This is a genomic window from Prevotella sp. PTAC (assembly GCF_013166535.1).
In the GTDB taxonomy this organism is placed as follows: Bacteria; Bacteroidota; Bacteroidia; order Bacteroidales; family Bacteroidaceae; genus Prevotella.
Window position 1 is genome coordinate 1 of the sequence record NZ_JABKKK010000018.1, and the last position, 19,461, is coordinate 19,461.

General features: G+C 53.8%; 23 protein-coding genes and 2 pseudogenes. 6 read left to right on the forward strand and 19 right to left on the reverse strand.

Translation table 11 applies throughout. The features are described from left to right. From HPS53_RS12515 to HPS53_RS11855, 3 genes and pseudogenes are all read left to right on the forward strand, one after another. Positions 1-183 (forward strand): annotated as a pseudogene (locus tag HPS53_RS12515) (hypothetical protein); the annotation flags it as partial. Between the two features lie 5 nt (positions 184-188). Further along, a complete protein-coding gene (locus HPS53_RS11850; RefSeq protein ID WP_121767517.1) occupies positions 189-1,220 on the forward strand; it encodes a tyrosine-type recombinase/integrase in 1,032 nt (343 codons plus the stop codon). Between the two features lie 172 nt (positions 1,221-1,392). After that, the gene (locus tag HPS53_RS11855; protein ID WP_018667424.1) at positions 1,393-1,614 is read left to right on the forward strand and encodes a hypothetical protein; all 222 of its coding nucleotides are present in this window, start codon (positions 1,393-1,395) and stop codon (positions 1,612-1,614) included. 68 nt (positions 1,615-1,682) lie between these two features. Here HPS53_RS11855 and HPS53_RS11860 read toward each other — a convergent pair whose 3' ends face one another. From HPS53_RS11860 to HPS53_RS11950, 19 genes and pseudogenes are all read right to left on the reverse strand, one after another. Next, positions 1,683-2,210 carry a glycoside hydrolase family protein gene (locus tag HPS53_RS11860; RefSeq protein ID WP_172206400.1) on the reverse strand — a complete coding sequence of 176 codons (528 nt, stop codon included), beginning with the start codon at positions 2,208-2,210 and terminating at the stop codon, positions 1,683-1,685. Continuing rightward, positions 2,207-2,710, reverse strand: coding sequence for a DUF3872 domain-containing protein (locus tag HPS53_RS11865; protein WP_008782558.1), 504 nt, complete (start codon positions 2,708-2,710; stop codon positions 2,207-2,209). Before HPS53_RS11865 ends, HPS53_RS11860 begins: the two co-directional genes overlap by 4 nt. Next, a complete protein-coding gene (locus tag HPS53_RS11870; protein WP_057098476.1) occupies positions 2,707-3,609 on the reverse strand; it encodes a toprim domain-containing protein in 903 nt (300 codons plus the stop codon). The genes HPS53_RS11865 and HPS53_RS11870 overlap by 4 nt, the downstream gene beginning before the upstream one ends. A gap of 8 nt (positions 3,610-3,617) precedes the next feature. Beyond that, positions 3,618-4,193: a conjugal transfer protein TraO gene (locus tag HPS53_RS11875; protein ID WP_057098477.1), complete on the reverse strand. Its 576-nt coding sequence runs from the start codon at positions 4,191-4,193 to the stop codon at positions 3,618-3,620. 2 nt (positions 4,194-4,195) lie between these two features. Continuing rightward, entirely contained in the window at positions 4,196-5,200 is a 1,005-nt protein-coding gene (traN, locus tag HPS53_RS11880; RefSeq protein ID WP_018667419.1) for a conjugative transposon protein TraN, read from the reverse strand. 63 nt (positions 5,201-5,263) lie between these two features. After that, positions 5,264-6,613: a conjugative transposon protein TraM gene (gene traM / locus HPS53_RS11885; RefSeq protein WP_018667418.1), complete on the reverse strand. Its 1,350-nt coding sequence runs from the start codon at positions 6,611-6,613 to the stop codon at positions 5,264-5,266. Further along, positions 6,594-6,911, reverse strand: coding sequence for a TraL conjugative transposon family protein (locus HPS53_RS11890; protein WP_018667417.1), 318 nt, complete (start codon positions 6,909-6,911; stop codon positions 6,594-6,596). The genes traM and HPS53_RS11890 overlap by 20 nt, the downstream gene beginning before the upstream one ends. 5 nt (positions 6,912-6,916) lie before the next feature. Further along, positions 6,917-7,540, reverse strand: a complete 624-nt coding sequence (gene traK, locus HPS53_RS11895) for a conjugative transposon protein TraK (protein ID WP_018667416.1) — start codon at positions 7,538-7,540, stop codon at positions 6,917-6,919. A 31-nt stretch (positions 7,541-7,571) separates the two neighbouring features. Next, positions 7,572-8,576, reverse strand: coding sequence for a conjugative transposon protein TraJ (traJ, locus tag HPS53_RS11900; protein WP_018667415.1), 1,005 nt, complete (start codon positions 8,574-8,576; stop codon positions 7,572-7,574). Between the two features lie 3 nt (positions 8,577-8,579). Continuing rightward, positions 8,580-9,209: a DUF4141 domain-containing protein gene (locus tag HPS53_RS11905; RefSeq protein ID WP_057098481.1), complete on the reverse strand. Its 630-nt coding sequence runs from the start codon at positions 9,207-9,209 to the stop codon at positions 8,580-8,582. A 30-nt stretch (positions 9,210-9,239) separates the two neighbouring features. Continuing rightward, a complete protein-coding gene (locus HPS53_RS11910; RefSeq protein WP_117754274.1) occupies positions 9,240-9,623 on the reverse strand; it encodes a DUF3876 domain-containing protein in 384 nt (127 codons plus the stop codon). 44 nt (positions 9,624-9,667) lie between these two features. Next, a complete protein-coding gene (locus tag HPS53_RS11915) occupies positions 9,668-12,172 on the reverse strand; it encodes a TraG family conjugative transposon ATPase (RefSeq protein WP_172206402.1) in 2,505 nt (834 codons plus the stop codon). Continuing rightward, complete coding sequence (locus tag HPS53_RS11920) at positions 12,169-12,501, reverse strand: DUF4133 domain-containing protein (RefSeq protein WP_018667411.1); 333 nt, start codon at positions 12,499-12,501, stop codon at positions 12,169-12,171. Before HPS53_RS11920 ends, HPS53_RS11915 begins: the two co-directional genes overlap by 4 nt. A 10-nt stretch (positions 12,502-12,511) precedes the next feature. Continuing rightward, complete coding sequence (locus tag HPS53_RS11925; RefSeq protein ID WP_008782546.1) at positions 12,512-12,823, reverse strand: DUF4134 domain-containing protein; 312 nt, start codon at positions 12,821-12,823, stop codon at positions 12,512-12,514. A gap of 203 nt (positions 12,824-13,026) precedes the next feature. Further along, complete coding sequence (locus HPS53_RS11930) at positions 13,027-13,743, reverse strand: conjugal transfer protein TraD (protein ID WP_172206404.1); 717 nt, start codon at positions 13,741-13,743, stop codon at positions 13,027-13,029. Beyond that, a complete protein-coding gene (locus tag HPS53_RS11935) occupies positions 13,740-14,015 on the reverse strand; it encodes a DUF3408 domain-containing protein (RefSeq protein WP_224263059.1) in 276 nt (91 codons plus the stop codon). Before HPS53_RS11935 ends, HPS53_RS11930 begins: the two co-directional genes overlap by 4 nt. Further along, complete coding sequence (locus tag HPS53_RS11940; RefSeq protein WP_025069039.1) at positions 14,002-14,355, reverse strand: DUF3408 domain-containing protein; 354 nt, start codon at positions 14,353-14,355, stop codon at positions 14,002-14,004. Before HPS53_RS11940 ends, HPS53_RS11935 begins: the two co-directional genes overlap by 14 nt. An 8-nt stretch (positions 14,356-14,363) precedes the next feature. Continuing rightward, positions 14,364-14,804 carry a DUF3408 domain-containing protein gene (locus tag HPS53_RS11945; protein ID WP_025069040.1) on the reverse strand — a complete coding sequence of 147 codons (441 nt, stop codon included), beginning with the start codon at positions 14,802-14,804 and terminating at the stop codon, positions 14,364-14,366. Between the two features lie 2 nt (positions 14,805-14,806). Beyond that, positions 14,807-15,856, reverse strand: a pseudogene (locus HPS53_RS11950) (ParA family protein). 421 nt (positions 15,857-16,277) lie between these two features. Between HPS53_RS11950 and mobA the strand changes: the two are divergent. From mobA to HPS53_RS11965, 3 genes are all read left to right on the forward strand, one after another. Continuing rightward, positions 16,278-16,706, forward strand: coding sequence for a conjugal transfer protein MobA (gene mobA / locus HPS53_RS11955; protein WP_172206406.1), 429 nt, complete (start codon positions 16,278-16,280; stop codon positions 16,704-16,706). After that, positions 16,685-17,935, forward strand: coding sequence for a conjugal transfer protein MobB (gene mobB, locus HPS53_RS11960; protein ID WP_172206408.1), 1,251 nt, complete (start codon positions 16,685-16,687; stop codon positions 17,933-17,935). Before mobA ends, mobB begins: the two co-directional genes overlap by 22 nt. 32 nt (positions 17,936-17,967) lie before the next feature. Next, positions 17,968-19,461, forward strand: a 1,494-nt coding sequence (locus HPS53_RS11965) for a YWFCY domain-containing protein (protein ID WP_172206410.1), incomplete at its 3' end; no start/stop codon positions are given.

Consider the following 19,461-nt stretch of genomic DNA (forward strand, 5'->3'; position numbering starts at 1 on the left):
AAAGACATCTACTGCTGTATGCCGCAACTTGCTGTATATATGGGACATTGTGACCCTAAAGACACGGAATATTACTTACGTTTGACACCGACAGCTTTTCCCGAACTATTGGCTATGGACGCAAAGACAACTATGCCAATAACTGAGATAGTGAATCTTTTTTTATCAAAACAAAAAGTATAAAGAAAATGGATACATATAAAAATTTCACGAGGTCTCTTGAAGCATTTTTTCAACAATACCTCATCAAAGAACGTGGTGCAAGCCAGCAAACGGTAAGAGCATACGGAGAAGCGTTCAAGGCTTATCTTGAATATAATAAAACCTTGGATATCAAACCTCAAAATATAACACTGCGGAACTTTACAAGGTCTCACATATCAAGTTTCCTCAACTGGATAGAGGAAGAAAAGAAAAACTCTATCAGCAGCAGGAATCAACGTTTGTCCGCAATGCGTTCCTTTGCCTGTTTTCTTATTATGGACGACCCCTTGCATATCTGTCAGTGGATTGAGGTGAGACAAATACCTGCAAAAAGGGGAGCAACAGAAATCGTCAAGCACCTCTCTGTTGACGGTATGGCTGCAATCCTTCGGCAAATAGACACATCAACGCCCACCGGAAGACGAAATCTTGCAATGCTGTCCCTACTTTATAATTCAGGAACAAGAGTACAGGAACTTATAGACCTCACGCCAATATGTATCAGATTTGAGAAACCGTATTCAGTTGTGGTTAAAGGAAAAGGAAACAAGAAACGTTTGGTTCCTTTGGATGAGCCAATAATGGAACTCCTAAAGAATTATCTTGATGAAACTGGGTTGTGTCGTCCGGGAAAAGAGAGACATCCTCTTTTTTTCAATGCACAAGGTGGACAACTATCTACTCCGGGAGTTACTTACATCATAAAAAAATACGCAGATATGGCTCGTTTTGACAATCCCCAACTGATTCCCGAAAAAGTTAGTCCCCATGTTTTTAGGCATTCCAGAGCAATGCATCTGTTACAGAGTGGCGTACAGCCCATCTATATACGTGATTTTCTTGGACATGTTTCTGTCCAAACAACAGAAATTTATGCTCGTGTCAGCAGGAAGCAAAAAGATGAAGCCATAGCCAATGCTTATCGGGACGTAGGAATTAAGAACCCCGAACCTAAATTATGGGAAAAGGATGATGAACTTCTTGATTTTCTAAGCAATCTTTGCTCGAAAAGATAGAACGGAAATATTATCACAAGTGAAATTATAAAGTTGTCTTAGCCATATCTTGACTATTAATAGATTAAGACATACGATTAATGCCACTTGTGATAATCATTTAGTTTTGATAAGTAGGCAAAGAAACCGCTGTCCCAATCTACGATAATATTCACAAAAACAAGTTTTAATCATGGAAGCAATCAGACAGAACGGAAAAATCATCTTGCACAGCGATGACGGAACAGGCATGAAGATGATTTTCAAAAACCTGACGGGAAAGAATTTTCAAGGTCGGGAGTATGCGGAGTATATCCGTCATATCGCAATCGGAAGCATGGGATTTTCACCCGGCATCATCGAACATTGCAGGGACGGTGAGGTAATCGACATGGGAACAATACCGAATGTATGAAATGAAAGCGGAAAATCCGATGAAGCAGGCAGCTTCATCGGATTTTCTTTTGTCAGGCACTTGCCATATCACGGAACATACAGCAGCGCAAATTCTGCCTTTCTCCGTTTGAGCAGCATGGCGTGCCGTTTACCTTTGTAGTTGCAGAAAGCGATATATTCCCGATAAATGTTCCGGTCGCCCGCCTCCAACTTTCGGATCAGCGTGCTTTTGGGTATCTTCCCGCTCCCCAAAAGCCGGTATGGACCGACATTGTAGGCGAGTGTGGCAAGTAGCAGACTGTCACGCCCAAACTTGCGGAACATGGCGCAGAACTTCCGCAAGTCTTTCCGCAGAAGCGCGTCCGCCTGCCGCTTCGTCATGGTGCGTGCCAAATACCTTTCCCCCGGCTGCACCTGATGCCCCCAGCCCACATATGGGTGGTGCTTTTCCGAGTGCCAGCCCTCAAAATATTTCGTGCAGCGCACAGCCCTCTCGAAAAGTGGCAGTCGGTAGATTGCCACCTGCCCGTCCGTCCCCTTCTGACGGCTGTCCCGTGCGGACACGGAGCAGACCGCCAGCAGCGAACAGAGGATAGCCATGAATACACGCATCATCTTGGCAGAGGTTTGAAATTGCCCATAGGGATGACGGTCTGAATGTCGTCCTTACCGTTCCGATTATTGAAGTCAAATTCCAATTCATAGGAATTTTTGAAATTGTCCTCCACCACCACGATGAAGTTGTGCGCCTCGTCGCCCTCTGCCGTGTAGTACAGCCGGAACTTCTCGTTTTCGAGCAGGTAGCGGTCGTTGGGCAGGAACGTAATGCCGTTGTCCATTTTCAATGTACCTTCCCCCTCAAACTGGAAATACCGGATGGTATAGAGGGTGTTGGCGAAGTCGCCCGTCTTTTTCAGCTCACAGCGGATTTCCACCGTCTGCCCCTTCGTCACCTTGTTCGGCACGGGCATGGTTTCCACCGTGAAGGGATAGGATTGCTGGATGTCCATGTCGTCGTCACACGACACGAGCGTGAGCGACACGGCGGCGAACAGGCAGAGTGCCAACGCCTTGAAGATGGATTTTCTTCGGTTCTTGTTGTTCAGTATGTTCATTTCAATTTGATTTTTAAGTTATTGTTCATTTCTTTTTTCGTTGTCAGTTGCAGATACTCGTTCAAGTCCTTGCAACCGTCATAGAGGGCTGAACGGTCACAGGCACGTCTGCCATAGCGTTTGCCAAGAACGTCAAGCGTCCTCCGTCCGGCTTCGTCACGGTCAAGGAAACAGTTGATGCGTCCGTAAGCGTCCAGATGCTTCATCGCCTTTTCCACGTTGGAAACGGAGTTCAGCACAAGACTGTCGCCATTGCCGACTATGCCGAGTGTGGCAGCGGAAAGGAAATCCATAAATCCCTCGAACACGCTGCACACGTCGGCAGCGGTATTTTCCAGCTTTTCCAGTGACACATCTTTCGGTGGTATGCAACCCTTGAAATGGCGGCTGCGTACCTCATAGCCGCCAGCCATGTTTGGAAAGCCTATTGCGAAATACCGCTTTCCACGCACGCCATAGTTCAGGCGGAAACAATGGTGGGATGCAACGGCATAAGGTATGCCCCGTTCCGCCAGATAGTCCGTCAGCGGTGAGCGGAGCAACGGGACGGCTTCCACTCCTTCAAAGGCAGGTTCGGCAGGCTTTGGTTGATAGGTCGGAAAAGCCGACCTATCAACCACCATATTTGCGGCTTTCGCTATAAACCTCGCCTGTTCCATAAAATCCACGCTTTGCGCAAACTCTCCGGCAAGCGTAAAGATGTCGCCACCCTTGCCCAAACCGAAGTCGTACCAGAGCTGTTTCGCCACGTTCACGCGGAAAGAGGGTGTGCGCTCACTGCGGTACGGCGCACGATACCACAGCTCGTTGCCGCTTCTGCGGACAGGCTCGTGCCCCAGCCGTGCGAGAAAGTCCGCAAGGGGTATCTGCCTGATGGCATCTATTTCCGTCCGTTCCATGCGGCACGTCAGTTAATGACGAACTTTAGACCGATCCCCCATTGGCAGTGGAACTTCCGGGTGTCGCCACCCCACATGCCCCGTTCCCGAAGGTTGGCGAGCAGGGCGATACGGTCAGCCACGTAGAACTCCACATCGAGCGTCAGCGCACCGCCGTAGATGAAGGCGTCACGGTCATGGAGCGTGGAGCCGTCAGGCAGCACCTTCTCGCCCCAGTTCACCGATTCATACCCGGCAAGAGCCGAAGCACCCGCATAGACGAACACGGTTTTACGCGCGTCGGACAGTATCTTGAAGTAGTAGCCGCCCTCTGCCGTGAACTGTGCCACGGGTATCTTTGCGTCCTTGTAGGGGTTGTTCTTCAGCAGGTACTCGCCGCCGAACACCCATCTGTTACCTTTCTTCGTGTAGGTGGAGAGAGCCGCCCCGAAGCTGTACCCGCCGTCGTTGCCGCCGGGATTGAAGCCGTCCGCCATGTTTGCCCTGACCTCGATGCCTTGCATCTTCGGCAGGCACCGCTGGGCGTTCGCCCGCCCTGTGAACAGGGCAAGCGACGCGATAATCATAAAAAGGTACTTCTTCATAGTCAGCGCACTTGAAGTTCGTTGATGGTATTGGCTCGTACCAAGTCCTCGTTCTCAATCACGAAGGACTGGTGGCGACCGCCGTTCTTCTCGTTCAGCTCCACCACGAGGCACTTGCCGTCGGGGATGGTGAACTTTGCCATCGTGAAGACCGTGCGCTCGCTCTTCCTGCCCGGCACGAGCGTGGCGTAGTTCTGCGCGCGGAGCGGCAGGACGATCTGCTCCTGCACGGCGGTACGCTTCGCTACCTTCTTGTCCACGATTTTCCACGTTATGTAGTCCACGTCGAAAGGAATGTTGCTCTGGTTCTTGATTTCCGTGTGGAAATACAGAAGCCCGTTATGCGTGTAGATGCCTTTCAGCAGGTACTGGATGCCGAAACGCTTGCAGCCGATGTGCTTCACCTCGCGCTTGTTCTGCCTGTGGATGGACTTCATGATAAGGCGCACCAGCATCGGGCTTTCGCTGCCCAGCTCCTTCAGATAGATTTCCTGCGCGTTGTTCGGGCGGTTCACCGCCGAGCCGTCATGGATGAAATCGCACATCTCCACGTTGAGCAGCAGCGGTTCGGCGGCGTACTTCACGTTGAAGGTGTAAAAATTTCCGTCTTCCGTGATTACGGACATGTTGGTTTCGTTCGGAAAGTCCCTCACGGTAGCCTTCACGCGGATGACGTTCTCGGCTCCGTCGGCTTTGCCCGCAATCAGGTCGGGCGAGCCTAAATCGACATAGCGCACTTCCGAGGGGAAAATGACGTGGACGGTCTTGTCGTAGGTCACTTCCAAACCGTGCGGGGGGACCATGCGGTCAAATCCCAGCTTTCTTGTCAGCCCGTGGTACAGGTCGCCGTCCGCCTCCTTCTGCGGATAGACCTCCTTTGTCAAGGTCGGCTGTTCTGTCGTCGGCTGTTCTACACTGCCGTTGTCCGTTCCAACGGTCACGTTCTCCTGCGCGTTGGCAGTAGCGATGCCCATAGCGAGGGCAAACATGATGATTACTTTTCTCATATTACTTTGGATTTTAGTGGTAAATTAAACATTGGTTGTTGTTACTTTTTCTGTATTCTGTTTTCAGTCTATCTCCTGATAGAGCATGACCCTGTACCCGGCTTTCAGATGCACTTTCACCGTGCGCATCTTCTTGGCGATATACTGGCTCGTGCCTTGTATCAGCCCCTTGCCCAAGTCGGAGGCGAGCTGCGCCCCTGCATTGGTGGAGATATTGATGCTGCTCCCCAGCGAGCCGCCCATGTTTGCGGCAACCTCCCTGACAGCGTTCATTTCCATCGAGTTGGGGATGAAGATGCCGGGCTGCCCGTCCGTGTCATACACCGCCAGTTCCACCGGGATGATCGTACCTGTGTACTCCAGCGAAGTAATTTCAATATCAAGCCGTTCGCCCTGAATCTTTGCCGTGCCGACCACCACCGCATTACGGGGGATGATTTTGTCAGCCACCGCCATCGGCTCCAGCAGCCGTAATCTTACCGCCTGCCCGTCGGTCACGCTTTGCGCCCCATAGACGCACGCCGATATGGTGTTCCTGTCCGATACGGTCGTGACGCCCACCGCCGTGTTGAAATTGCGGTTACGCTCCTGCGAGAAGGAGGCGACAAACTCGGCGTTACTCATCGGTTGTCCAAGCGAGGACACCACCTGATGCACTACCTGCCTGACGGGTTTCGCCGTGTTCTTTCCGGCTTTCTGCACGGGGTAAGGCTCAGCCGCCTGCACCGGTTCCGGCTTGCCGCCGTTCTGACCGCCCATGTATTTCGCCGCCAGCTCATAGGACTTTTCCATAAGTGCCACCTGCTCATCCATAGCGGACGCCTTGCCTTTCTCGCTTTCAAGTTCCGATTCCAGCGATGCGATACGCTCCAGCAGTTCGTCCATCTCCGCGTTGTCGTTCTCCGGCTGCTCGTAGAAGTTACCGAGCGTGGCATTGAGGTCGCGGTAGGCGGCTGCGGAGGATTGGATGGTTTTCGGTGCGGGCTTCACCGCCTCTTCCGTTCCACCGGGATTGGCAAGGTCGAAGTCACTGCCATTGTCCGCTTCCACTGTTTCGCGGTCGAACAGGTCGCCCAACTGCTGCATGGCACGGTCGCGGTTCTCCTGCCGTTCTTCCATCGCCCCCTGTTCGTAGGCTTTCGCCTTGTCGCCGATAATCCGGCGGTTCGCCTTGTCCGCGTCGGGCATTTCGATGTTGTAGCCGCCCGTTCCCGGCTCCTGCTCCTTGCCGGAGGACGGTGCGAATATCAGCCACATTGCACCGAGGAATACCAGCACCATAGCGGGCAGCACTATCATCTTCTGACGTTTCAGCCGTTGGGCTTCGGTCAGCGGCTTGCGCACCTTCTTCGGTTTCCCGTTGTCGGGAGCCGCCTTGTTCTCGTTTTTAGGTTCATTCTTCGTCTGTTCCATACATATTATTATAATAAGGTGTAAAATTGTCACTCACTTCAGGCTTCAAGGACAGTTCCACCTGTCCGGCATGGTCTGTCACCATACGGCTGCCGTCATTCCTGCCGATGTCATGGACGGCTTTGCCGAAGGTGTAGAGGGCAAGCGCGGCGAATGCGGCGAGCATTGCCAGCACGACACGCCTGCGTGTCTTCGGCGGCAAGCCGTCCAGATACCCTTTGAGCCTTGCCACCAGCATTTTCTTTTTGTCGTGGAGTTTCCAATAGACCCTCCACAGCGATTTTCCGATTCCTTTCATGCCTGTTAGCGTTTGATGGTTTGTAAATCCTTGTTCTCGATGATGGTGAAACCCTCGATGGTGAACCCGTTGGGGTTGTCGTCCGAACGGGACGAGTTCAAGAGGCGGCATGTGGTCACGAGGCTGCGCTCGGTGACGTTGCTCTGCCGGATGATCTTCTGCGTGGCGTAGGTCACGGCACGGTAAGGATAGCCGTTGAAGTCGCACACCACGCTGTCCACCTTCAGCACTTGGTTGATGTTCCCGGCGATGATGCGGTTGTAGTACCCCTTCTCGGCGAAGTCCGAATAGTAGTTGTACACGCTCCTGTCCGCTAATAGCAGGGCACGCTTCACGTTGTGTTCTATCGCGCTCTTTTCGGGCGAGAGCGTGAAGAAAAGCTCGTGGAAGCGGCGCACATGCTCCCTTGCTTCTGCCGGACGGTTCTGCGACAGGTCCTGCGAGAGAGCCAGCATCAGCGACTTGCCGTTGTCCAGCACGTAGATCTTCTCACGTTGCCGCTCCGCGAAGCGGTAGGAACTCCACACGCTCCATACCGTTATCACGGCGCACAGCGAGAGGAAGACGATACCGAACAGGCGTATCTGCCTGAACGATGATTCGATGTTTTTGAGTGACTTGAATTCCATTGTTGTTTATTCGTTTTTAATTGTCAGTTGATTATTTCAGCAGCTTGCCGATGCGTCCCACGGCGTTGCCTGCGGTGGCGCCCGCCACGCTGCCCGCCATGCCTCCGGCGCGTCCCGCCATCTGGTTCACGTTGCGCCCGTAGCCGCCCATGCCCCCGGCTTGGATGATCCAGCCCGCCACCGTTGGAATGGTGAAGTAGCCGATGATGCCGATTATCATGAACACGATATACACCCCGTCGCTGGAATCCAGAGAGAAGTTGGGGTCAGTCTGCATACGCTCGATGTCGCTCTGGAGCATCAACACCTGAATCTTGGCGAGTATCGTGCTGAATATGTCCGACACGGGAAGCCACAGATAGACCTGTATGTAGCGGCAGAACCACTGCGTGAGCGTGCTTTGGAAGCCGTCCCACACCGAGATGGCGAAGGCTATCGGACCGAGTATCGCCAGCACCACGAGGAAGAAGGTGCGGATGGTGTCTATCACGAGGGCGGCGGCTTGGAACATCAGTTCCAGTATCTCGCGGAAGAAGTCGCGGATGCCTTTCTTTATTTCGTACATCTTCCGGTCGAGGTACATTTTCGCCATCGTCACCATGTCGGCGGGCGACCAGCCCAGTTCCTCCAGCTGCTTGTCGTACTCCTCGTTTGACACGAGGTAGGCGGTTTCGGGGTTGCGCACCATCGCCTCGTATTCCAGCCTGTCCTTCTGCTCACGGTACCGGTTCATGTCCAGCGTCTGCGTTTCCAGCAGTTTCGCCGTGCCCTGCACCACGGGCGAGAGGACGCTGTTCACCGTGCCAAGCACCACCGTGGGGAAGAACATGATACACAGACCGATGGCGAACGGGCGGAGCATGGGGAATACGTCTATCGGTTCGGCTCTCGCCAGTGATTGCCATACACGATATGCCACGTAGAACAGCGCGCCCAGCCCGGCTATCCCTTTCGCCACGCCCGCCATGTCACCGCACAAGGGCATCATCTGCCCGTAGAGCGAGCGCAGGATCTGATGAAGGTTGTCGAACTCCATAGGCTACCAGTATCTTTCGTTCATACTGCCGTACAGCCCCATGATGCGGTCGAGGTCGTTCCTCTTCTTTGCCCGCAGGTAGCTCACACCGATGTTCTTGTTGGTGTAGTAGCTCACGAGGTTGCGGTAACGCTTCATCTTGGAGTGACAGCGTTCCACCACGTCCATGCGCTCCTTGTCCGTCATGGAGAGCGTGGTGATGTTCACCACATTTTTCAACTCCGTCAGCACGTCGTTGCTCTCCTCCAAGAGCTTCGTGTAGCCGAAGGCGATGGCTCCCAGCTCCTCCACCGTGAAGCTGTCGTCGCGCAGCATCTTCTGGAAGCTGGTCACGTAGATGTCGGTGATGTCGCCCACCATCAGGATGGTCTGCTGCACCTTGCGGGCATCTTTCACCAGGTTGTTCACGGATTTGAGGGCATCGTAATACTTCTTGCCCTGCTCATAGATTTTCACCGTTTCCTGAAAGTTCTTCACCATATTCTGGGCGGTGGTCGAGGTATGCACCACGTTCTTCGAGGTGTTCACGATGCTCTGCGCGATGTTGGACGGGTCTATCACCGCCCACTGTGCGCTTGCCCTGCCGGCTGCAAACAGGCACAGGCAGATAATAAGTGTCATTCTTGTTCTCATGTTACTTTGGATTTTAGTGGGTTTCATTATTTATTCTCCGCTTGTCGGATGGTCCGGTTTCGGGGTCACACGCACGTAGTCCCCGTTCGGCGAGAAGGTCAGGACGTCCGTCGCCTCGTTGTAGGACACGTCGATGCGGAAGCCGGTGTTCATGAAAAGGTTGCCGTTCTCCTCCTGCAAGAGGTAGGTTTCCGGCTTCAGTCTGCGGCGGATGCCGCTCCGCTTGAACACCGTCACCTTGTAGGCTTCACCCTCCTTGTAGATAAGCACGTCGGGCTTCCCCTCCACGCTCTCCCAGTTCCCGCAAAGCAGGTCGCGGCGGTTGTCCACGGTTTCGCAGGATTGCAGCACCATGACCGCCAGCCCGATCAGACACTTGCTGACTTGCAGCATTTTCGTTCTTGATATACTCATACGCATTTTCTGTTTTTAGTTGATGAATCTGTTTTACTTATTGCCTATTCCTTGTTTCTCCGTCTTTCGGCAAGCTGCCGGATGGCGGCTTCGATGTCGCCGCCCAGCTTTTCCGCCAGACGGTAAACCTCCACCTTCTCCGTTTCTTCGGTGGTGTACGCCAGATATTCCTCCGCGCTCACTTCGGTGGCATAGACAGCCGACTGCGTGCCGCCCAGTCCGATCCACACTTCCTTGTAATTGCGGTTCGGGTTGATTGCCATGTTGATGGAGAGTATCTGCGACTTCTCCTTCTCCGTCAGACCTAAAAGGGACTGTATGGCATCAAACTTGTTCATATATTTCCTTTGGTCGAGGAGTATCTTGCAGTCGGAGTTGTTGATGATGCTCTCCTTGACCACGGGCGAGGAAATGATGTCGTCCACCTCCTGCGTCACCACGATCGCCTCGCCGAAATACTTGCGCACGGTCTTGTACATATAGCGCAGGTACTCAGCCATGTTCGCTGAAGAGAGAGCCTTCCAAGCCTCTTCCACTATCAGCAATTTACGCACGCCTTTCAGACGGCGCATCTTGTTAATGAAGGCTTCCATGATGATTATGGTCACCACAGGGAAAAGCTCGCGATTTTCCTTAATACTGTCAATCTCGAAGACGATGAACCGCTTGCCGAGCAGGTCGATGTTCTCCGTGGAGTTGAGCAGGAAGTCGTAGCGTCCGCCCCGGTAATACTGCCGCATGGTGGTAAGCATGTTGTCGATGTTGAAGTCGGACTTCTCCACCTTGATGTCACGCTGTGCCAGCTCGCGGCGGTAGTCGTCGCGCATGTACTCGTAGAAGGTGTTGAACGAGGGGACGATGCTCCGGTCAGCCCTGATGCGTTCGATGTAGGCGTTCACCGCGCTGCCCAGCTCGCCGCTCTCGGTCTTCGTCACCTTGTCGTCCTCCGACTTCCAGAGCGTCAGCAGCAGCGTCTTGATGCTGTCCTTCTTCTCCACGTCGTACACGTAGTCGTCGGTGTAGAATGGGTTGAACGAAATCGGTTTCTCCTCCGTATAGGTGAAATACACGCCGTCCGCGCCGTTTGTCTTGCGCCGTATCATTTCGCACAAGCCCTGATAGGAGTTTCCCGTGTCCACCAGCACCACGTGCGCGCCCTGTTCCCAATACTGCCTCACGAGGTGGTTCATGAAGAACGACTTGCCCGAACCGCTCGGTCCCAGCACGAACTTGTTGCGGTTGGTGGTGATGCCGCGCTTCATCGGCAGGTCGCTGATGTCGAGGTGCAGGGGCTTCCCCGTGAGCCTGTCCACCATCTTGATGCCGAAGGGCGAGAGCGAGCTGCGGTAGTTGGTTTCCTCCGTAAAGAGGCATACCGCCTGCTCGATGAACGTATGGAAACTTTCCTCGGCAGGAAAGTCCGCCGCGTTGCCGGGCATCGCCGCCCAGTAGAGCGTCGGGCAGTCGATGGTGTTGTGGCGCGGCACGCACTCCATGCTTGCCAGCTGGCTGCCCACGTCGTTCTTGATATGCTTCAGTTCCTCCGCGTCGTCGCTCCACGCCATGACGTTGAAGTGCGCCCGCACCGAGGTCAGCCCGTAGGAATGGGCTTCGTTCAGGTACCGGTCCGTCCACTCGCGGTTGATGCTGTTGCTCCTCGAATAGCGGGAGAGCGACTGCATGTTCCTTGCGGACTTCTCGAACTTCTGCAAGTTTTCCTCGCTGTTGTCTATTAGCACATACTGGTTGTAGATGTGGTTGCAGGAGAGCAGCAGCCCCACCGGGGAGGCAAAGGAGAGGCGGCAGTCGCTTCTGTCCGTGGAGAGTTTCTCGTAGCGGATGTCGGTAGCCACCTTTCCGGGCATGTCCTCCGCGTCGGAGAGGGTGTGCAGGCACAGGCGGTTGTCGCCGATGCGCATTTCCCTTGCCGAGAGGTCGATGTCCTGCAAGGTCGCATTCCCTTCGGGCATAAGCGAGAAGTAACGCTCTATCAGCCCGGCGGACTTCTCCGTGCCGACAATCTCGTCGGTGGAGAGCCGGCGCAGCCTGACAAAGCCGCTGTCGTTCATGATGCGCTCGAACTGTTCGGCGGCCTCCATAAACTTCCCGGCGGTTTCCTTGTCCAGCTCCTTCGGGATGATATGCCCCCGGCACAGCGTGCTGAAGTTGCTCTGCATCCGGTTGCGCTCCTTCGTCGTCTTGGTCAGGTAGAGGTAGCAGGTGTGCTTCAGGTACGGACGCTCGTTGAAGTGACGCTCGTTGGAGCGGCTCAGGAAGCTCATGTCCTCCTTTTGCAGTTCCGGCTTGTAGCGTTCCTTGATGAACCAGTCCTGCTTGTGGACTACGCAGAAGTCCGGCAGCACCTTGATAGCCTTGCACCAGCAGCCGTGTATCGCCTCGTACTCCGCGCCCGTCACGGTGTAAAGCTCCGGCAGCTCCACCTCGAAAGCCACCGTGATGTCGGCGTCTTTGGAGATGATGCAGCCATGCTCCACCGCCAATAGCGGGAACCTGTTTTCCAGTGTCGTCATTTTGGATGTATTTCTCATGTCGTTTCTTCCTTTCGTTGCCGTTTGAATAATCGGGTGATCCGCCGCCGGTTGATAAGGTATCGGGGATGGTTCCGTGCCGCTCCCAGCTTCATAAGCCCGTGTTCGCCGTACCGTGCGTTCAGCGCGAAGGTCTGCCATACGAGGACGGAGGACGATGCCGCGCCGAAGCCGATACATACCCACTGGTCGATGCCGACCATGTAGAGGATGACGAACAGGATGAAGAGTGCCAGCAGACCTCCGCAGAAAATGAAGAGGTATTGTGCCTTCAGACCCTTGAACTCGACCGGACGGCCGATACCCTTGTTTATCGGGTATTCAGCCATACATTGTTTATTAAAGGAAGAATGAACGCAGGATAGTCGCGGCGACAATCAGGAAAATGCACGCTCCGAACCAGCTTGCGGCGGTCTTCGAGGTGTCGGGGTCGCCGGACGAGAATTTTCCGTACACTTTTACGCCTCCGATAAGACCGATTACAGCACCGACGGCGTAAATCAGTTTCACTCCCGGATCGAAATAGGAACTCACCATAGAGGTGGCTTCGTTGATGCCCGCCATGCCGTTTCCCTGCGCGAAGGCGGAGGCGGTTGCGGCAACCAGAAGTGCCGCAGAGATGATGAACTTTTGTCTGATGTTCTTGTTCATAAACTGTTCTTGTTTTGTGCCGTCCAAAGGGTGGATGGTCCTTTTTCGGGCGGTTGATACTTGATTACTTTACTTTGGTTTAGTGGATTCTCCCTTTGTTTCCACGGACTTGGGAGGGTCCGTTGCGGACGGGCCGTACCTTGTACCGCCGTGCCGCGTGGTGTGATGTTGTCTTACGTTTTCATTTTTTCTATCGTCTTTCGTTACACATACTTCCGGATGTCGAAATCCTCGATATTGTCGGGGACGGTAAATTCCTTGTCCGGTTTCTTCAGCCGGATTTCAATAAGCCCCTTGATGCGGATGCTCAGTTCTGTCGAGCCTGCCATCAGTTTCTCGTACAGTTCCGTCCCTTCCATGTCGGTGAAGACCTTTGCTGCCCGGTCCTGTTCCGCCGTTGTCGCCTGCGGATTCTTGGCGGTCTTGACGGCATCGTCTATCTCGTCGAAGCTGTTGCCTGAAGCCCGTGGCAGATTCGGACCATTCTCTTCCGGTTCGTCCTCTCCGAACTCCAGTTCCGAAGGCTGCATGCTCGTGAAGGTTTCGTCGAACTTCTCTTCCGGGACTTGTGCCGGACGGTACACGGCTTCCGCGTTTCCGTCGTCAAAAGTAGCGTCTTCTTCCGCCAGCCCAATGCCTTTTTCCGAAGTGGCAGCTTCTTGCGCCGGTATGGCAGCGGTTGTCCGGGTCGATGCCATCCTGAAACGGCTCTTGCCGATGATGTCCGGTTTTTCTGCGGGTGGTGTTTCCCGTACTGTTTCCTGCTTTACCGTCGTGCCGCCCAACGACCTCCACAGTCCGGCAATGCCTCTAAGGAAGCGGACGAGCTTCGTTTCCATGATGCGGTCGTAGAGCAGCAGGAACAGGAACCACAGGTTACAGCCCACCGATACAGTCAGGAGAATCATCGTCATGCTCATAGCTCTACTTTGGGGACTGAGTCCAACATACGGTTGATTTCGGCACGGTGTGTCTGGAAATGTTCGTTAAGCACATTGTCCAGATAGTCGGCGATGGTCAGATTTCCTTTACCTAATAAATAGGTGATTTCGGTTATCACGCTGTGGTTTGCCAAACTGATGTACACTTGCTTTCCCTCTCTCGCCTTGATGCCTGATTTTTTCAGGAAGGCGCGATAGTCATTCTTTTTTCTTTTCATGTCTGTTTCTTTTTGACGGTTAAAATACTGAATTGTAATTCCGGGCGTAAAGGCTCTTTATCGCCTCCTCGCACTGGTTGAAGTGGTGCGTAAGCACATGGTCGATGTAGGCGGACAGCGACAGCCGGTCATGCCCGATCACACGGGTGATGCGCATGATACGGTCGTGGTACTCCGGGCGCACATACGCCATCTTCCCCTCCCGCGCCTTCACTTCGGGTTCACGGATGAAAAGCCGTTCATAGTCCTTTTCGCCGCATTTGCAGCCTACCGGCACGGGCGACAGGATTTCCACACTCGCCTGCACTTGGGCAAGCATACTTCCGCCGTCATGATGCGGATTTCTGTTTTTCTGGTTCTTTTCCTGATTCATATCCATATTCATATTAAGTCTTCACGTTGTTTCCTGTACAGTTCGTTTATTTTCTCCTTGTGCTGTTCCAGATGCTGGCGCAGCACGGTGTCCACGTAGCCGCCTACCGAGATTTCCCGCCCGGCGATGTCGTTAACGATTTTAAGAATCTTGCTGTGTACGTCGCGGCTGATATAGACGCACTGGCGTGTCTTTATCTCGTTGCGGCGCAGGAACAGTCCGGTGTAGTCGTCCTCCTGCCGTTTGCGGCGTCCGCTGTCTTTCAGCGGTTTCTCCTTTGCCGGTGACGGTGCGGACGGCTGTTCCGATTCGGGAACGCTTTCTTCTTCGGGGGCCGGCGCGGGCGGCTCCTGCGCGCGGTACAGGGTTCCGTCCTGCTTGCGCCTGCCGATAGAGGCTATCAACAGTTCCTCGTCGATGCCTTCGGTGTTCACTTTCCTGCTGCCCATGTTCATCGCGGTTTGATGATGCTGACAATCTCTTCCGAGAACTCACGGATGCCGCTCCCTTTCAGCAGGGACGTGTCCATCGGGAAGATGGTCGAGCGGAAAACGCCCTTGCGTTCTTCCGAGAGGTCGCGCCGGAATTTCTTGCTGTCGGGCAGGCGTGTGGACAAGACCGACAGTCCCATTTCGGCAATCACATCTTCATACAGGTCGTACAGCCCGTTCTTCTCCCTGCCGTCCACCATCGTCCAGAACAGGTGAAGACCTTTTGTTTTCGCCTGTCCCGTCGTCATTAGGTTGTCACGGAACATCGCGGCGAATTGCAGGGTACTTTCCACGACGAAGCGGTCGGCACTCATGGGCGTGAAGATGTAGTCCATCTGGGAGAGCGTCTTGACAACGCCGTCGCTACGGAGCGTGCCCGGCATGTCGAAGAACACGATGTCGGGTTTCACCTCCTCGCTGACGAGCATCCTGTCGGCATCGTCGAGGGCGTCCTGTGAGTTACTCTTGATGACCGGGTAGGCGTTCTTCCTGACCTTGCGGAAGTGGTCGCACGCGAGTGCCTTGAAATAGAGGCTCTCGTCAATAAGTTTCGTTTCACGTTCACGCAGACCGTGGATGCTGTGTTGCGGGTCGTCGCAGTCTATGACGGCGACATTGTAGCCCTTCACGTTGTGGAGGTAGTTGGCGGCAAGAGCCGTGACGGTGGATTTGCCGATGCCTCCCTTTTGTGTTGCGAATGCAACGAAGATTTCATTACTCATGGTTCTATTGCTTTTAATGGTTGATGAATTTTTTTCCTGTTCCTGTACGGAAGCGGTGACGTATATATCCGCGTCCGCGAATCATTATCCGGGCGGTCCGTCACGTATCCGTTTCAACGGTGAAGCCGGGATTCGGATAACCGGTGAATGACGGCATTGCGTCATGAAGTCATTGAATCCGTGAATCACCGCGTTGTTGTAAAACCGGGTATCCGGCAGTGCGGATATTCGGTTTTGCAAATGTCCGCCTAAGCGGTTTGCCGGGTATCTGAAAGTTCCTTTTTCCATATCTTCAAATCGTTCGTTTCTTGAATCATGCTGCAAATAAACAAGTATATTCCGGAACTTGTATCACTTCTCCGGCAAGTGGCAGCATGTTGCGCCGGTTGGCAGCCATTGACCGGGTCAAGCCTCTGTCCGATACCGCTTTAAGGGCGTAACTTTGCCCCTGAACGGCAGGGTTCGCCGCAGGTGGCGCAGCCCGGAGTTTGAAAGGCATTCCCCCAATCCGTCCCCGACGGATTTTTATGTTCACCTGAACATAGCAAGGTATATTTTCAGCCGCTCAAAACATTTTGAGCAGCCACGAAAACGCCTTGCCCTTGCAGGGGGCGGGCTTACCCTCCGAAGTCGGGAAGCCTCTCAAACCTGCGGTGTCTGTGACCCATAGCGGCGGCTTATGCCGCCAATCCGCTAAATCCAAAGTAATATGAGTGAAAAAAGAAGAAACAAAGGCGGGAGAAATCCCAAACTCGATCCGGCGGTGTTCCGCTACACCGTCCGTTTCAGCGAGGAGGAACACAACCGTTTCCTCTCCATGTTCGAGAAGTCGGGCGTTTACGCCAAGTCGGTTTTCCTGAAGGCGCACTTCTTCGGGCAGCCGTTCAAGGTGCTGAAAGTGGACAAGACGCTGGTGGATTACTACACCAGACTGTCCGATTTTCACGCGCAGTTCCGCGCAATAGGTACAAATTACAACCAAGTCGTGAAGGAACTGAGGTTGCATTTTTCCGAGAAAAAGGCGATGGCGTTGCTCTACAAGCTGGAGCAACAGACCGTCGAACTCGTGAAACTGAGCCGCCGGATTGTGGAACTTTCAAGGGAAATGGAGGCGAAATGGTCGCAAAAATCAGTGTAGGCAGCTCGTTGTACGGCGCGATTGCCTACAACGGGGAGAAGATCAACGAGGCGCAAGGGCGGCTGCTCACTACCAACCGTATCTATAATGACGGTTCGGGAACGGTGGACATCAACAAGGCAATGGAGGGCTTCCACACCTTTCTGCCGCCACAGATGAAAGTGGAGAAGCCGGTGGTGCATATCTCGCTCAACCCACATCCCGATGACGTGCTGACCGATGCGGAATTGCAGGATATAGCCCGCGAGTATCTGGAAAAACTCGGTTTCGGCAACCAGCCTTACCTTGTTTTCAAGCACGAGGACATTGACCGCCACCACCTGCACATCGTGACCGTGCGGGTGGACGAGAACGGGAAATGTATCAGTGACAAGAACAACTACTATCGTAGCAAGCAGATCACCCGTGAGTTGGAGAAGAAATACGGACTGCACGATGCGGAACGCAAGAACCGCCGTCTTGACACGCCGCTGCGCAAGGTGGACGCCTCTGCGGGCGACGTGAAGAAGCAGGCGGGGAATATTGTCAAGGTTCTGAACGGGCAGTACCGTTTTCAGACGATGGGCGAATACCGCGCACTCCTTTCCTTATATAATATGACGGTGGAGGAAGCGCACGGCAATGTGCGCGGACGCGAGTATCACGGGCTGGTCTATTCCGTCACGGATGACATGGGCAACAAAGTCGGTAATCCGTTCAAATCCTCGCTCTTCGGGAAATCCGTCGGCTATGAAGCCGTGCAGAGGAAGTTTGCCCGTTCCAAGCAGGAGATCAAGGACAGGAAACTCGCCGGAATGACGAAACGCACTGTCCTTTCCGTGCTGGAAGGCACGTATGACAAGGATAAGTTCGTTGCCACGCTCAAAGGGAAAGGCATCGACACCGTGCTGCGCTACACGGAGGAAGGGCGCATCTACGGAGCCACGTTCATCGACCACCGCACGGGCTGCGTGCTGAACGGCTCGCGCATGGGCAAGGAACTTTCCGCCAATGCCTTGCAGGAACACTTCACGCTGCCTTACGCCGGACTGCCGCCCGTTCCGCTTTCCGTTCCGGTGGAAGCTGGGAAGGATATGCGCGGACAGAGCGCATCCGACGATGAAAGCATGGCGGGCGGTGTCGGCCTGCTCACTTCCGAAGGTCCGGCGGTGGACGCCGAGGAGGAAGCCTTCATCCGTGCGATGCGGCGCAAGAGGAAAAAGAAGAAGCGCAAGGGCTTGGGAATGTAACCGAAAGTATCAACAATCAAAAAAAACAATGTATGTCACAACAAGAAGACGATTTGAGGGCATTGGCGAAAATCATGGATTTTCTGCGTGCCGTGAGTATTATTTTAGTGGTCATGAACGTGTACTGGTTCTGCTATGAAGCCATCCGGCTTTGGGGTGTGGACATCGGCGTGGTGGACAGAATACTGATGAACTTCAACCGCACGGCGGGGCTGTTCCGTTCCATCCTGTACACGAAACTGTTTGCCGTTCTTCTGCTTGCCCTGTCCTGTCTGGGGACAAAGGGCGTCAAGGGAGAGAAAATCACTTGGAGAAGAATCTGGGCGGCCCTTGCCGCAGGGTTCGTGCTGTTCTTTCTCAACTGGTGGATATTGGCATTGCCGTTGCCGGTTGAAGCGGTGACGGGGCTTTATGTCCTGACCGTCGGAGCGGGCTATGTCTGCCTGCTGATGGGCGGTCTGTGGATGAGCCGCCTGTTGAAGCACAACCTGATGGATGACGTGTTCAACAACGAGAACGAGAGTTTCATGCAGGAAACACGGCTTATCGAAAGCGAGTATTCGGTCAATCTGCCCACACGCTTCTACTACAAAAAGCGTTGGAACAACGGCTGGATCAATGTCGTGAATCCCTTCAGGGCTTCCATCGTATTGGGTACGCCGGGCAGTGGTAAATCCTATGCGGTGGTAAACAATTTCATCAAGCAGCAGATAGAAAAGGGCTTTTCGATGTATGTGTACGACTTCAAATTCAGCGACTTGTCCACGATAGCCTACAACCATCTACTGAACCACCCGGAGGGCTACAAGGTGAAGCCGAAGTTCTATGTGATAAACTTCGACGACCCGCGACGCTCGCACCGTTGCAATCCCATCCACCCGGATTTCATGGAGGATATCACGGACGCTTACGAAAGCGCGTACACCATAATGCTCAACTTGAATAAGTCGTGGGTGCAAAAGCAGGGCGACTTCTTCGTGGAATCGCCTATCATTCTGTTTGCCAGTATTATATGGTATTTGAAAATTTATCAGAACGGCAAGTATTGCACGTTCCCCCATGCAATCGAGTTCCTGAACCGCCGTTACGAGGATATTTTCCCTATTCTGACCTCTTATCCCGAACTGGAAAACTACCTCTCGCCATTCATGGACGCATGGCTCGGAGGGGCTGCGGAGCAGTTGATGGGGCAGATAGCATCGGCGAAAATACCGCTTTCAAGGATGATTTCCCCGCAGCTCTACTGGGTGATGTCGGACAGCGAGTTCACGCTGGACATCAACAATCCCGAAGAGCCGAAAATCCTCTGCGTGGGCAACAACCCCGACCGCCAGAATATCTACGGTGCGGCTCTCGGTCTTTATAACTCCCGTATCGTGAAACTCATAAACAAGAAAGGTATGCTGAAGTCGTCGGTCATTATAGATGAACTACCGACGATATATTTCAAGGGGCTGGACAACCTTATCGCCACCGCGCGAAGCAACAAGGTTGCCGTGTGTCTGGGCTTTCAGGATTTCAGCCAG

Coding starts and splice junctions, on each gene's coding strand:
- HPS53_RS11925 (WP_008782546.1), bottom strand. CDS start 12,823: ATGAACAAGAACATCAGACAAAAGTTCATCATCTCTGCGGCACTTCTG.
- traN (WP_018667419.1), bottom strand. CDS start 5,200: ATGAGAAAAGTAATCATCATGTTTGCCCTCGCTATGGGCATCGCTACT.
- HPS53_RS11890 (WP_018667417.1), bottom strand. CDS start 6,911: ATGAAAGGAATCGGAAAATCGCTGTGGAGGGTCTATTGGAAACTCCAC.
- HPS53_RS11855 (WP_018667424.1), top strand. CDS start 1,393: ATGGAAGCAATCAGACAGAACGGAAAAATCATCTTGCACAGCGATGAC.
- HPS53_RS11850 (WP_121767517.1), top strand. CDS start 189: ATGGATACATATAAAAATTTCACGAGGTCTCTTGAAGCATTTTTTCAA.
- HPS53_RS11930 (WP_172206404.1), bottom strand. CDS start 13,743: ATGAGCATGACGATGATTCTCCTGACTGTATCGGTGGGCTGTAACCTG.
- mobA (WP_172206406.1), top strand. CDS start 16,278: ATGAGTGAAAAAAGAAGAAACAAAGGCGGGAGAAATCCCAAACTCGAT.
- HPS53_RS11915 (WP_172206402.1), bottom strand. CDS start 12,172: ATGAGAAATACATCCAAAATGACGACACTGGAAAACAGGTTCCCGCTA.
- traM (WP_018667418.1), bottom strand. CDS start 6,613: ATGGAACAGACGAAGAATGAACCTAAAAACGAGAACAAGGCGGCTCCC.
- HPS53_RS11870 (WP_057098476.1), bottom strand. CDS start 3,609: ATGGAACGGACGGAAATAGATGCCATCAGGCAGATACCCCTTGCGGAC.
- HPS53_RS11865 (WP_008782558.1), bottom strand. CDS start 2,710: ATGAACATACTGAACAACAAGAACCGAAGAAAATCCATCTTCAAGGCG.
- traJ (WP_018667415.1), bottom strand. CDS start 8,576: ATGGAGTTCGACAACCTTCATCAGATCCTGCGCTCGCTCTACGGGCAG.
- HPS53_RS11940 (WP_025069039.1), bottom strand. CDS start 14,355: ATGAATCAGGAAAAGAACCAGAAAAACAGAAATCCGCATCATGACGGC.
- traK (WP_018667416.1), bottom strand. CDS start 7,540: ATGGAATTCAAGTCACTCAAAAACATCGAATCATCGTTCAGGCAGATA.
- HPS53_RS11860 (WP_172206400.1), bottom strand. CDS start 2,210: ATGATGCGTGTATTCATGGCTATCCTCTGTTCGCTGCTGGCGGTCTGC.
- HPS53_RS11945 (WP_025069040.1), bottom strand. CDS start 14,804: ATGGGCAGCAGGAAAGTGAACACCGAAGGCATCGACGAGGAACTGTTG.
- HPS53_RS11905 (WP_057098481.1), bottom strand. CDS start 9,209: ATGAGAACAAGAATGACACTTATTATCTGCCTGTGCCTGTTTGCAGCC.
- HPS53_RS11920 (WP_018667411.1), bottom strand. CDS start 12,501: ATGGCTGAATACCCGATAAACAAGGGTATCGGCCGTCCGGTCGAGTTC.
- mobB (WP_172206408.1), top strand. CDS start 16,685: ATGGTCGCAAAAATCAGTGTAGGCAGCTCGTTGTACGGCGCGATTGCC.
- HPS53_RS11875 (WP_057098477.1), bottom strand. CDS start 4,193: ATGAAGAAGTACCTTTTTATGATTATCGCGTCGCTTGCCCTGTTCACA.
- HPS53_RS11910 (WP_117754274.1), bottom strand. CDS start 9,623: ATGAGTATATCAAGAACGAAAATGCTGCAAGTCAGCAAGTGTCTGATC.